This window comes from Bradyrhizobium sp. Kon56 (assembly GCF_055807635.1).
In genome coordinates this window covers 25336-38412 of the sequence record NZ_JBVVOU010000033.1, presented here as the reverse complement: position 1 = coordinate 38412, position 13077 = coordinate 25336, and the positions used below count along the sequence as shown (strand labels likewise).

Sequence of the window (13077 nt, the reverse complement as noted above, 5' to 3'; positions counted from 1 at the left end):
TCGAAAGGGGAACCCAAAGCAGGACCGGCGATGCGGCCAGCAGCCATGCTCGGCCTGCGGGACAGCGTCCCGCAAACCCGCCGTGAAATAATCATAAGCTTGCTTATTATATTCCAAGCTTATTGGAGACCACGCTCATGAGCCCCGGACCCGTGGACCAGAATTTCCTGTTTACACTCGCCGAGCTCTACCGCCTGCTCCGGGTCTATGCCGACAAGGAAGCCTCGCGCTTCGGCATCACCCGCGCGCAATGGGCGGTGCTGGCCAAGGTCGAGCGCAGCGAAGGCATGAAGCAGTCGGAGCTTGCCGAGCTTCTCGAGGTGCAGCCGATCACGCTGACGCGCCTGATCGACAAACTCTGTGACAGCGACTGGATCGAGCGACGCAACGATCCTTCGGATCGCCGCGTCAAGCGGCTGTACCTGAAGAAGGCTGGGCGGCAGTTGCTCGGGCGGATGAGCGGGCTGAAGTCCGAGCTCACGGCCAACGCGCTCGACGGCATCACTCCGGCGGACGCCCATCGCCTCCTCACCCAACTCGAAACAATCAAGGAAAACGTGCGGTCCGCGATCCAGAGCAGCGGAGCGGAACAAGCGCGTAAGGAGCAACGCTATGGCTGATCAGGTTCTCAAGTTCCAGCCCGAGCAGAAAATCGACGGCGGCAAGCCCACCAAGAAAGCCGGCACCGATCCGCGCCGCCGCCTGGTGGCGGGCCTGCGCCGCTATCGCCGCGTGCTGCTCCTGATTGTGCTGCCGCTCGTCGTCGCGGTTGCCGGCTTCACCTTCTATCTCAATGGCGGCCGTTACGTCGGCACTGATGACGCCTATGTCGGCGCGCAGAAAGTGCTGGTGACCCCTGATATCTCCGGCAAAATCCAGAAGGTCGTCGTCAAGGAAGGTCAGGTCGTCAAGCACGGCGACGAGTTGTTCGAGATCGACCCCGCTCCGTTCCGTCATGCGTTGGAAGAAGCCAAAGCGCAACTCGCCCAAGCCCGCATCACCTATGACAATCTTGTTGCCAACATCAAGATCTACGGTGACATGCTCAATCTTGCCCAGCAGGGCATGGACCTGAAGCAGCGCGACGTCGAACGCAAGCAGTCGCTGGTGAAGAACAATTACGGCTCGCAGCTCGATCTCGACAACGCGTCCAATGCACTGGTTACCGCCGGCGCGCAGGCGCAATACATCAAGCAGCAACTCTCCAACGCCAGGACCCAATTGCTGGGGAATCCCGAGTTGCCGCTGGAGCAATTCCCCGCCTACGCGCAGGCGAAAGCCAAGCTGGACGATGCCCAGCGCAACCTCGACCACACCGTGCTGCGCGCGCCGATGGATGGCGTGGCAACACAGGTCGAGCAGATCCAGCTCGGCCGCTACGTCGCCGCCGGCACGCCGGTGTTCTCCATCATCGACGTGGCCCATCCCTGGGTCGACGCCAATCCGAAGGAGAGCGACCTCACCTACGTCACCGAAGGACAGCCGGTCACGCTCGAGGTCGACGCGTTCCCGAACCATATCTTCAAGGGCAAGATCGGCTCGCTCTCGCCCGGCACTGGCGCGCAATTCGCGATCCTGCCGCCGCAGAACGCCAGTGGCAATTTCGTCAAGGTGGTGCAGCGCGTGCCGATCCGCATCTATTTCGACGAGACCGACAAATACGTGCGCAAGCTGAAGGCCGGCATGAGCGTCTACGCCACCATCGACACCGGCCACCAGCGCTCGCTTGCCGGCCTGCTCGGGCTGTCGGCGACCGCGAGCCAAGACAAAGATTCGGACAAAGACTGAGACAGGGACTGACCCGATGTCCGGCCCCAATGCCCATTTGATGGTTCCCGGCCTGCGCCGGAACATGGTGACAATCTGCGCCATGACGGCAACGATCATGCAGGCGCTGGACACCACCATCGCCAACGTCGCCCTGCCCTACATGCAGGGTACGCTGTCGGCTTCGCAGGACCAGATCAACTGGGTGCTGACCTCCTACATCGTCGCCGCCGCGATCATGACGGCACCGGTGGGCTGGATCGCCAACCGCTTCGGCCGCAAGCGCATCTTCATCATCTGCTCGGCCGGCTTCACCATGGCATCGGTGCTGTGCGGGCTTGCGCAGGACATCAACCAGATGGTGCTGTTCCGCCTGCTGCAGGGCGTGTTCGGCGCGGCCCTGGTGCCGTTGTCGCAATCGGTGATGCTCGACTATTACACGCTCCAGGAACGCGCCAAGGCGATGTCGATCTGGGGCATGGGCGTGATGATGGGGCCGATCATGGGTCCCTCGCTCGGCGCCTGGCTGACCGAGACTTATTCCTGGCACTGGGTGTTCTTCGTCAATTTGCCGTTCGGCGCCATCACCGTGATCGGGCTGATCATCTTCATGGACGAGACCCGGAAGGATCTCAGTCTCAAGTTCGACTGGTTCGGCTTCGCGGCGCTGGCGGTCGCGATCGGGTCGCTTCAGCTCGCGCTCGACCGCGGCGAGCAATTGGGCTGGCTCGAATCGGGTGAGATCCTTGCGGAGTTCATCGTCTCGGCCGTCGCCTTCTACTTCTTCATCGCGCATTCCTTCACGACCTCGACACCGTTCATCCGCTTCGGGCTCTTCAAGGACCGCAATTTCGTCACCGGCTGCGTGTTCATGGTCGTGATGGGCCTCGTGCTGTTCTCGACCATGGCGCTGGCCTCCCCCTATATGCAGAACGTGATCGGCTATCCCATCATCACCGCGGGCCTGCTGCTGGCGAGCCGCGGCTTCGGCACCTTCTTCGCCATGATGCTGGTCGGCCGCATGATGCGTTACATCGAAGCCCGCACACTGATCATCACCGGCCTGACGCTGACCGCGGGCTCGCTGTTCCAGATGACCGGCTGGACCGATTTGACCCAGGTGCCGGAGATCGTGACCGTCAGCGTGATCCAGGGCTTCGGCTTCGGCCTCGTCTTCGTGCCGCTTTCGACGGTGGCATTCCTGACCTTGTCGAATGAGCTGCGCACCGACGGCACCGCGATGTTGACCCTGATGCGCAACGTCGCGAGCTCGGTGGGCATTTCCGTCGTCATCGCCCAGCTGACACAAGGCACGCGGCGGACCTACGCGATCCTGTCCGAACACATCAACCCGTTCAACCATGCGCTCCAGATGCCCAGCGTCAGCGGCATGATCAATCTCTCCACCGACGCCGGTCGCGCCATGGCCGATCGCATGGTCAGCGTGCAGGCGCAGATCATCGCCTTCGCGCACGACTACGAGCTGGTGATGTTCTTCATCCTCTGCACCATCCCGCTCGCCCTGCTGATCGGCTCGACCAAGACCACCCTGCGCAAGCAGGCGGCGGGGCCGGAACATGCGGTGATGGAGTGATGCCTTCGCCGGGACGACACCGATGATGTTGCGCGCCTCTACCCCAAAATCTCCTCGCAGCCCAGATCCTCGACCGCCATCATCACCCGCTCCAGATTATTCCACCAGATCACCGGTGGGATGTTGATGCTCCACTGCCAGACTGGCTTGGTGATGTGCCACAGCACCGACCGCCGATAGTCCTGGTCGAGCGCGCCGCGCGTATAGCCGCTGACACCGTGCGCCATCAGCGTGTCGTGGTAATGATTGAGCAGAAGGCGTTCGAACGCCTGCCGGCGTTCCGGATACCAGTGCAGCGCCATCATGTAGGCGAGGTCGTGAGTCGACACGTTGATGTCCCACAAGTCGAAGTCGAAGATGCGGACAGTGTCGGACACGCCGGCGCGCGGCAGCAGAAAATTCCAGATGTGGGCATCGCCATGGGTGATGGTGAGGTGGCGATGCGAATGGTAGCGCAGTGACATCCTGTCGGACCGATCGATGAAGCGGCGGTAGAGCGTGCGGCGCTCTTCACTGAGACGATCGCCGAGCTGATCAGCAAATCGGTCGTAATGGGATGCGAACGTTTCCACATGCCCCGCCGTATCGTCGGTGCTCGCCCAGACCCCGACGGTCTCGCCGAGACCAGCATGGTCCCACCACGCCGCGTGCCAGCGCGCGAGCGCGGCGACGATGGCCATCGCCTGAGCGCGCGATGGCGGCAGCGGCCATTGGGTCGCTATCTCGTGACTATCAGTGAGATCCTCAAGCAGGAGATGCCAGGCGAGGCTCTCCTCGTCGAAATTCCCGTCAAAGCAGCGCGGCACCAGCAGCTCGGGCGTTCTGGGTGCAAGCTGTGTGTAGTAGGCCACCTCATGGCGACCGGCATTCGCCAGCGGCTTGGCAAACGCGGCATGGGGCGTCTTGAGAATCAGTGACTGCGGCGAGCCGGCGGATTCCCCGACATAGCGCAGGCCGAGTCGGGTGATATGCGACACGACCGTATCGCGCTCATGCAGGACCTTGACCTCGCGCACGGCACCGGCGTCCAGTGCGCCAGCCTTGCGCAGCGCCGCGGTTAGATTTGCCGCGTCCGCCACCGCCGGCAATCGTGTATCTTTCATGCGCGCCCGACCCCCGTCGCGTTGCTCCATTCTGTACAACCGCGCTGCCGGGCGCCAGCGGCATCAGCCGCCCGGCTCAAGCCGCAGCGGTCGAGTCACGCACGGTCCTGACGACAATCGACCGGAGCTGCTCGAGATTGGCCGCCATGCCGGCGATCGCCTGCCTGACCTCCGCGGCGCGCTCGTTCACGGAGGCGGCGTCGCGGCTGACATCACCGATCTTGGCCGAGACCTCCTTCGCCGCGGAAGTCGATTCGGAAATCGACCGCGTGATCTCGCGGGTCGCGGCGTCCTGCTCTTCCATCGCGGCGGCAACCGAGGTGGCGACGCCGTCGATCTCGACGATGTGGCCTCCCATGGTTTCGACGGCGTCGACGGCGGCTTGCGTCGAGGCCTGGATCTCGGCGATCAGCCGCGCGATCTCCTCCGTGGATTTGGCGGTCTGGTCGGAGAGGGATTTCACTTCGGCGGCCACCACCGCGAAGCCACGGCCGGCCTCCCCGGCGCGCGCCGCCTCGATCGTGGCGTTGAGTGCCAGCAGATTGGTCTGGCCGGCGATGCCGCCGATGAGGTCGGAGACCTCGGCGATCTTCTTCACCGATCCAGCCAGCGTCTGGATGGTCGAGCGCGCCTGTTCCCGACCGGCGACCGCCGATTTTGTAACCGTGCTGGTCCGCGCGACCTGGGTTGCGATCTCGCGGATCGAAGCACTGAGTTCTTCAGCTGCGGCCGAGACGGTCTGCGAGCTGCCGAGGGCCTGGGTGGAGGCGGCTGCGACCGCCTGCGATTGTGTCGAGAGCGACCTTGCGATCTCGGACAGACTGGAGGCGGCACGCTCCACGCCTTGCGTCGCCGCGCTTGCGGTGTCGACCGAGCGGCCGGTCTCGCGCTCGACGGTTTCGGCCATCTGATGCAGGGCCTCACGCTTGGCGAGCGTCGCCTCCTGCTCCTTCTGCAACTGCTCCTCGCGCAGGCGGAAATTCTCGACCGCGGACTGCTTGAACACCAAGAGCGCACCCGCCATCGAGCCGACCTCGTCCTGCCGGTGCGCGAAAGGAATGTCGGCGGCGAGATCGCCGGTCGCGAGCTTTTGCATCGCGCTGGTCATGCGCACGATCGGGCGCATCACGCCGAAGGCGACGCCGAGCAGGCCCGCCGCAATGAAGGCGAGGACGGCGGCGGAGACGCCGAGGAGGATGTAGAGCATCGAGCTGTCGCGGTCCGCAGCCAGCTTCTCCATGTCGGCATTCTGCTTGTTGGCGCTCTCGACGATGCTGTCGATGACGGCGCGATGCGCGGTATAGGCCTCCTTGAGCTGCGCGTAGGCCCGCTCGGAGACGGCCGTATCCTTGGCCTTGAGGGCGGGGAGGAGCTGGTCGGACAACAGCTTCCAGAACTTCTGCACCTCGGCGTCGGATTTCGACACCAGGGTCGTCTTCAGGTCGGCCGAGAGGCTGGAGGTGACCCAGAATGCCTTGCGCTCGTCGTAATCCTTGCGGAGCTGGGCCAGGCGTTCGGCATGGGCCGCCAGCTGGTCGGGCTCGCGCATGGCGAGCGTGGCCTCGAGGTAGGCCTCGATCACATATTCCGGCGGCGGCAGGATGTCGGCGATGAGATCGTTTCCGAGCTTGATATCAGAATAGAGCGGACCGCCGACCTTGAGCTCTTTCAAGGCGTAGAGGCTGGTCGAGACCACGGCGGTAAAGCCGATGGCCAGAACGATGCCGAAAGCAATGATTGCGGAAGAAAGCGAAAGACGAATTTTCATGGAAAAATCCAATGGGCCGCGCTGAATCCCACGGACCCTAAAGGATTACGGTAAACACGGGATTGCATCGCGCGGAAATTGCATCGCGCGAACTCCGGAAAAATACGGGAAATGGCGTCAGGTCAACAGTTTCGGGCAGCGAAGCTTGGGCCCGTCCTCCGCTGTCGTCCCGGATCGGCGCTCCGCCTGTCCGGGACGGCGCTGGGGGTCACACGTCGAAAAATACCGTTTCGTTGTCGCCCTGGAGCCGCAGGTCGAGCCGGTACACCGGCTTGCCGGCCTCGCGCACGGCCGTCAGCGTGGCGCGACGGTCGGCAGGCACCACCGCCAGCACGGGATCGGCGGCATTGCCGGCCTCGTCACTGAAATAGATGCGGGTATAGAGATGCCGCAGCATGCCGCGACCAAACACCGCAAGCAGGACATGCGGTGCCTGCGGCTTGCCGTCGGGATCGGGCACCACGCCCGGCTTGATGGTTTCAAAGGAATAATTGCCGTCCTTGTCGGTGCCGCAACGGGCAAAGCCGCGGAAGCTCGCATTCGGCAGCGCGCGCTTGTCCTGCGGATCCGCGAAGCGCCCCTGCGCGTCGGCCTGCCAGATCTCCAGCATGGCATCGGGCACAACGACTCCGTCGCCGTCGAACACGCGGCCCTCGATCCGGACGCGATCGCCGGTGACGTCGGGCGTCAGCGTCGAGTTGGTGAACGCATCATTCCAGGCATACTCGCCGGTCGGCGTCAGGCCGTATTTGAAGAACGGGCCGACGGTCTGCGACGGCGTGATCCCATTGTCCTGCACTTAATGGTTCTCCATAGGGGTGGCGTTCTTGCCGCGCAGCACGATGTCAAAGCGGTAACACAGCGCCCATTCGGGCTGGGTGTTCTCGAGATCAAATGACGACACCATCCGCGCCCGCGCCTTCTCGTCCGGCACCGAATTGAAGATCGGATCGAACGGGAACAGCGGATCGGCCGGGAAGTACATCTGCGTCACGAGACGCGTGACGAAGGAATGGCCGAACACAGAGAGATGGATGTGTGCGGGACGCCAGGCGTTATGATGGTTGCCCCAGGGATAGGCGCCAGGCTTGATGGTGACAAAGCGGTAGTAACCGGAGACGTCGCTCACGGTGCGGCCGGCGCCCGTAAAGTTCGGATCGAGCGGAGCCGGATGCTGGTCGCGGACGTGAACGTAACGGCCGCAGGAATTGGCCTGCCAGATCTCGACCAGCGAGTTCGGCACGCCGCGGCCGTCCTCGTCGCGCACATGGCCGTGCACAATAATGCGTTCCCCGAGCGGCTCGCCGGTGTGTTGGGTGGTGAGATCATTGTCGCCCTCGCGAACGGTCTCGTGGCCGTAGACCGGGCCGGTCAGCTCCGACAGCGTATGGCGCATCGGGATCAAGGGTTTGTTCGGCGCACGCTTGACCGAGCTTTTGTACTCGGGCGACAGCGGCAGCGGATGCGCCGTGTTGCTGTCGACGGGATAGATGAATGTCATTGGCGAACTCCTCCCCGGCCCTTTTCCGACCGGTCAACGCTTCCGCCAATCATTATAGGATATAACTAATTGGGGGAAGCGGCTTTGAGCCCTATTTGATCGGCGGACGCGGCAGGACGGCCTCGCCGGCTTCGAGCCGATAGACATGGTCCAGCGAATACCAGGGCGTCGCGACGTCGCGCTCGGTCGGATGTGGCGTGTCATGGCGCAGGAACTTGCCCATCAGCGCTTTGGTCACGCCGAACTGCACGTCACTATCGATATGCGGGTCGGCGGGGTCGTAGACCTGCGAGATCAGCACCTTGAATCCGGGCTTGAAGACCAACGCGTGCAGGTGCGCGGGACGATAGGGATGCCGCTTCTGCGCCTCCAGGAGGCGGCCGACCACGCCGTCGGTCGGAATGGGATAGCCGACCATCATCACGGAGCGGAACGAGAAGGCTCCGTCCTGGTCGGTCGTAAACTTGCCGCGCAGGTTCATGTCGGCCTGCTCGGGGTCCTGGTTTTCATAGAGACCAACCGGCGACGCGTGCCAGACGTCGACCTCGGCGCCGGCGACGGGACGGCCGTCCTTGTCCACGACGCGGCCGTTGACGAACAGCGGCGCGCCTGGGGTCTCGGAGCGGACGATCGATCCGCCATTTTCCACCCGCGGCGAGTTCAGCCGCCAGAATGGTCCGAGCAGCGACTGGTCGGTCTCCGTGTTGCCCTCATCGCCATTATTCAGCAGGCACACCAGCGGCGAGACGCCGAGCGAGCCTGCCATCAGCACGACCTCATTATGCGTGTCGGTCGAGAGCTTGCCGAGTTCGGCGATAACAGCCGTGGCGTCGCGGAATTCCTTCTCGGTCAGGCGAACGTCGCGAACAAAACCGTGCAGATGCTTGACCAGGGAGACCATGATCTGGCGTAGCCGTGGATCGGATGTCTGCTCCATCACCGCCAAGGCCGCGGCCGTGACGTCCTGCTCGCGCGCGATGATCATGGGATGCTCCCTCACCTTGCGTCATGGCCGGGCTTGTCCCGGCCATCCACGACCTTCTTCTCGCGGCACCAAGAACGTGGATGCCCGGGCCTTCGCCTCGCCGAAGAGGCTTCGGCCTCGCAGGCGGGACAAGCCCGGGCATGACGAGTCTGGGGCACCCGGCTCCGGGATGACGGCACGCTGCGCGTCCCGTCAGTTCAGCTTCTCGATGGCGACCGCAACGCCCTGGCCAACGCCGACGCACATGGTGGCGAGCGCGAGTTTGCCGCCGCGCTTCTCCATGCCGTGCACCGCGGTGAGCGCGAGGCGCGCGCCACTCATGCCGAGGGGATGACCGAGCGCAATCGCGCCGCCATGCGGATTGACGAAATCGGCATCGTCGGCAACGCCGAGCTGGCGCATGCAGGCGATACCCTGCGAGGCAAAGGCTTCGTTGAGCTCGATCAGGTCGAAATCGCCGATTTTCTTGCCGAGACGTTCCATCAGCTTGCGGGTGGCCGGCACCGGGCCGATGCCCATGATGCGCGGCGGCACGCCGGCGGAGGCGAGGCCGAGGATGCGCGCGCGCGGCGTCAGGCCGTGCTTCTTCACCGCAGCCTCGGACGCCAGGATCATCGCGGCGGCGCCGTCATTGACGCCGGAGGCGTTGCCCGCGGTCACCGTGCCGGGATTGCGCACGATCGGCCTGAGCTTCGTCAGGGCTTCCAGCGTGGTCTCGGGACGCGGATGCTCGTCCTTGTCGACGGTGACAGGGCCGGCCTTGCCGCCGGGAATGGTGATCGGGGTGATTTCTTCGGCGAAATAGCCGGCCGCAATCGCGGCGCCCGCGCGCTGCTGCGAGCGGATCGCGAAGGCGTCCTGATCCGCGCGCGAGACCTGGAATTCCTCGGCGACGTTCTCGCCGGTCTCGGGCATCGCGTCGACGCCATACTGCGCCTTCAGCAGCGGATTGATGAAGCGCCAGCCGATCGTGGTGTCGAAGATCTCAGCCGAGCGCGAGAACGCTTCCTGCGCCTTGCCCATCACGAAGGGCGCGCGCGTCATGGATTCGACGCCGCCGGCAATCGCAAGCTCGATCTCGCCGGAACGGATAGCGCGGCCGGCCGCACCGACCGCATCGAGACCGGAGGCACAGAGCCGGTTCAGGGTCTGGCCTGGAACGGAATCCGGCAGGCCCGCAAGCAGGAGCGCCATGCGTGCCACGTTGCGGTTGTCCTCGCCGGCCTGGTTGGCACAGCCGAAGAAGACCTCGTCAACCTGTGCCCAATCGAGATTGGGGTGCTTGGCCATCAGCGCCTTGATCGGGGCCGCCGCCAGGTCGTCGGCACGCACCTTGGCGAGCGACCCGCCAAAACGGCCGATCGGGGTCCGCACGGCATCGCAGATAAAGACGTCACGCATGGTTGTTCTCCCTGAATGCCGCGATCCGGCCTAAATTCTTCAATGTCGACGGAGTTTTAGGAGGGCGCCCGCGGCAGGTCAATTGACCGATACGCGCGTGTTCCGACGGGTGTGCACGCGAGTTGCGCATGCCGCGGTGCGGACAACGTGGAAAACCTCCCCTCTCCGCCCAAAGCGATAGGAGCGCGGGGCGAAATTTTGTAGGTTGCGCCGCCCATGACAATGCAACAACCGATCCCTGCACCGCCTCCCGACGATACGCCCGCGCCGCAGGCGGAAGCTGCCGCGCGCGTCACGCCGATGATGGAACAGTACCTTGAAATCAAGGCGGCACATCAGGGCCTTCTGCTGTTCTACCGGATGGGCGACTTTTACGAGCTGTTCTTTGAGGACGCCGAGATCGCCTCCAGGACACTCGGCATCGTCCTGACCAAGCGCGGCAAGCATCAAGGCGCCGATATCCCGATGTGCGGCGTGCCAGTCGAGCGCTCCGAGGACTATTTGCACCGGCTGATCACCGCCGGGCACCGGGTCGCGGTGTGCGAGCAGACCGAGGATCCCGCGGCGGCGAAAGCACGCGGCAACAAGAGCGTCGTGCGCCGCGGCGTGGTGCGCCTGGTCACGCCGGGCACGCTGACCGAGGACACGCTGCTCGACGCGCGCGCCAACAATTACCTGCTGGCGCTCGCGCGCGCGCGCTCATCGGCGGGGGGTGACCGCTTTGGCCTCGCCTGGATCGACATCTCGACCGCCGAGTTCACGGTGACGGAATGTTCGGGCGGCGAACTCGCCGCCACGCTGGCGCGGATCAATCCGAACGAGGTGATCGTCACCGACGCGCTCTATAACGACAGCGAGCTCGGACAGACCCTGCGCGAGCTGCCGGCGGTGACGCCGCTGACCCGCGACGTCTTCGACGGCGCCACTGCCGAGAAGCGGCTGTGCGACTATTTTGCCGTCGCGACCATGGACGGACTGTCCCAGCTCACGCGGCTGGAAGCCACTGCCGCCGCCGCCGCCGTCACCTATGTTGACCGCACCCAGGTCGGCAAACATCCGCCGCTGTCGCCGCCCGCGCGCGAAGCCTCGGGCGCGACCATGGCGATCGATCCCGCCACCCGCGCCAATCTCGAACTGACGCGGACACTCGCCGGCGAACGCCGCGGCTCGCTGCTCGACGCGATCGACTGCACGGTGACCTCGGCCGGCTCGCGCCTGCTGGCGCAGCGGCTTGCCGCGCCGCTGACCGATGCGGCGGCGATTGCGCGGCGGCTCGATGCCGTCGGCAGCTTCGTTGCCGACTCGGCCGCGCGCGAGGACATCCGCAGCATCCTGCGCGGCGCCCCGGACATGTCGCGGGCGCTGGCCCGTATATCCGTCGGCCGCGGCGGTCCGCGTGACCTCGCCGGCCTGCGCGATGGCATCATCGCCGCCGACCAGGTGCTGACGCGGCTTGACGAACTCGACCAGCCGCCGCAGGAGATCGCCGTCGTGATGGCGGCGCTGCAAAAGCCATCGCGCGAGCTCGCGGCGGAATTCGCCAGGGCGCTCGACGATCAACTGCCGCTGATCAAGCGCGACGGCGGGTTCGTTCGCCAGGGCTATGAGCCTGCGCTGGACGAAACGCGAAATCTGCGCGACGCCTCGCGCCTGGTGGTGGCCTCGATGCAGGCGCGCTACGCCGACAACACGGGTGTGAAGGGGCTCAAGATCCGGCACAACAACGTGCTCGGCTATTTCGTCGAGGTCACCGCGCAGCACGGCGACAAGCTGATGTCGGCGCCGCTGAACGCAACCTTCATCCACCGCCAGACGCTGGCCGGCCAGGTCCGCTTCACCACCTCCGAGCTCGGGGAGATCGAAGCCAAGATCGCTAATGCCGGCGACCGCGCACTCGGGCTCGAGCTCGAGATTTTCGAGCGGCTCTGCGCCAAGGCTTTGGCAATCAGCGAGGAGCTGCGCGCCGCCGCCCACGCCTTTGCGCTGCTCGACGTCGCGACGTCGCTTGCCAAGCTGGCGATCGACGAGAACTATGTGCGGCCCGAGGTGGACTCGTCTCTCGGCTTTGCGATCGAGGCGGGCCGCCATCCCGTGGTCGAGCAGGCCTTGAAGCGCAATGGCCAGCCGTTCATCGCCAATGCCTGCGATCTCTCGCCGGGCCCTGCGCAAAAATCCGGCCAGCTCTGGTTGCTGACCGGTCCGAACATGGCGGGTAAGTCGACCTTCCTGCGCCAGAACGCGCTGATTGCGTTGCTCGCCCAGATCGGAAGTTTCGTGCCGGCGACACGCGCGCGGATCGGCATCATCGACCGCCTGTTCTCGCGTGTCGGCGCCGCCGACGATCTCGCCCGCGGCCGTTCCACCTTCATGGTCGAGATGGTCGAGACCGCCGCGATCCTCAACCAGGCCGGCGAGCGTGCGCTCGTGATCCTTGATGAAATCGGCCGCGGCACTGCGACCTTCGACGGCCTCTCGATCGCCTGGGCCGCAATCGAGCACCTGCACGAGAGCAACCGCTGCCGCACGCTGTTCGCGACGCATTACCACGAGCTGACGGCGCTCTCCGCCAAGCTGCCGCGGATGTTCAACGCGACCGTGCGGGTGAAGGAATGGCAGGGCAATGTCGTGTTCCTGCACGAGGTGTTGCCGGGTTCGGCCGACCGCTCTTACGGCATCCAGGTCGCCAAGCTCGCGGGCCTGCCGCCGGCCGTGATCACGCGCGCCAAATCGGTACTGGCGAAGCTGGAAGCCCAGGACCGCGGCCAGACCGCGCGCGCGCTTGCTGACGATCTGCCGCTGTTCGCAGTGCCCTCGCGCGCCGCCGCAGAAGCCACACCGCCGAGCGAGGCCGAACTGCTGATGGACGCGGTGAAGGCGCTGCATCCGGACGAGATGTCGCCACGCGAAGCGCTCGATGCGCTGTATGCGTTGAAGGCCAAGCTGCCGAAGCAGTGACGG

The 13077-nt window shown here is 65.0% G+C and carries 10 protein-coding genes; 4 read left to right on the top strand and 6 right to left on the bottom strand.

What is annotated here, in order from left to right:
• Positions 1–137 precede the first annotated feature (137 nt).
• Genes AC0L3B_RS32850 through AC0L3B_RS32840 form a run of 3 tightly spaced genes read left to right on the top strand, consistent with a single transcriptional unit; the run spans position 138 to position 3361 of the window.
• Positions 138–620 (top strand): MarR family winged helix-turn-helix transcriptional regulator, encoded by a 483-nt coding sequence (locus tag AC0L3B_RS32850; RefSeq protein ID WP_026233050.1) that lies wholly within the window; start codon positions 138–140, stop codon positions 618–620.
• Complete coding sequence (locus tag AC0L3B_RS32845) at positions 613–1788, top strand: HlyD family secretion protein (protein WP_247475069.1); 1176 nt, start codon at positions 613–615, stop codon at positions 1786–1788. The genes AC0L3B_RS32850 and AC0L3B_RS32845 overlap by 8 nt, the downstream gene beginning before the upstream one ends.
• Positions 1789–1804: 16 nt before the next feature.
• A complete protein-coding gene (locus AC0L3B_RS32840; protein ID WP_473381716.1) occupies positions 1805–3361 on the top strand; it encodes an MDR family MFS transporter in 1557 nt (518 codons plus the stop codon).
• A gap of 38 nt (positions 3362–3399) precedes the next feature.
• Here the strand turns inward: AC0L3B_RS32840 and AC0L3B_RS32835 are convergent, their stop codons facing one another.
• The 6 genes from AC0L3B_RS32835 to pcaF all read right to left on the bottom strand — a co-directional run bounded on the left by AC0L3B_RS32835 (position 3400) and on the right by pcaF (position 10119).
• Positions 3400–4464, bottom strand: a complete 1065-nt coding sequence (locus AC0L3B_RS32835) for a phosphotransferase (protein ID WP_377787802.1) — start codon at positions 4462–4464, stop codon at positions 3400–3402.
• 76 nt (positions 4465–4540) lie between these two features.
• A complete protein-coding gene (locus AC0L3B_RS32830) occupies positions 4541–6232 on the bottom strand; it encodes a methyl-accepting chemotaxis protein (RefSeq protein WP_377787799.1) in 1692 nt (563 codons plus the stop codon).
• Positions 6233–6440: 208 nt separating this feature from the next.
• The gene (gene pcaG, locus AC0L3B_RS32825; protein ID WP_018455904.1) at positions 6441–7031 is read right to left on the bottom strand and encodes a protocatechuate 3,4-dioxygenase subunit alpha; all 591 of its coding nucleotides are present in this window, start codon (positions 7029–7031) and stop codon (positions 6441–6443) included.
• Complete coding sequence (gene pcaH / locus AC0L3B_RS32820) at positions 7032–7733, bottom strand: protocatechuate 3,4-dioxygenase subunit beta (protein ID WP_018455903.1); 702 nt, start codon at positions 7731–7733, stop codon at positions 7032–7034.
• Between the two features lie 91 nt (positions 7734–7824).
• Complete coding sequence (locus AC0L3B_RS32815; protein WP_018455902.1) at positions 7825–8718, bottom strand: dioxygenase family protein; 894 nt, start codon at positions 8716–8718, stop codon at positions 7825–7827.
• A gap of 192 nt (positions 8719–8910) precedes the next feature.
• On the bottom strand, positions 8911–10119 hold the full coding sequence (gene pcaF, locus AC0L3B_RS32810) for a 3-oxoadipyl-CoA thiolase (protein WP_018455901.1): 1209 nt from the start codon (positions 10117–10119) through the stop codon (positions 8911–8913).
• A gap of 216 nt (positions 10120–10335) precedes the next feature.
• Between pcaF and mutS the strand changes: the two genes are divergently transcribed.
• On the top strand, positions 10336–13074 hold the full coding sequence (gene mutS / locus AC0L3B_RS32805) for a DNA mismatch repair protein MutS (protein WP_473381715.1): 2739 nt from the start codon (positions 10336–10338) through the stop codon (positions 13072–13074).
• Positions 13075–13077 lie beyond the last annotated feature (3 nt).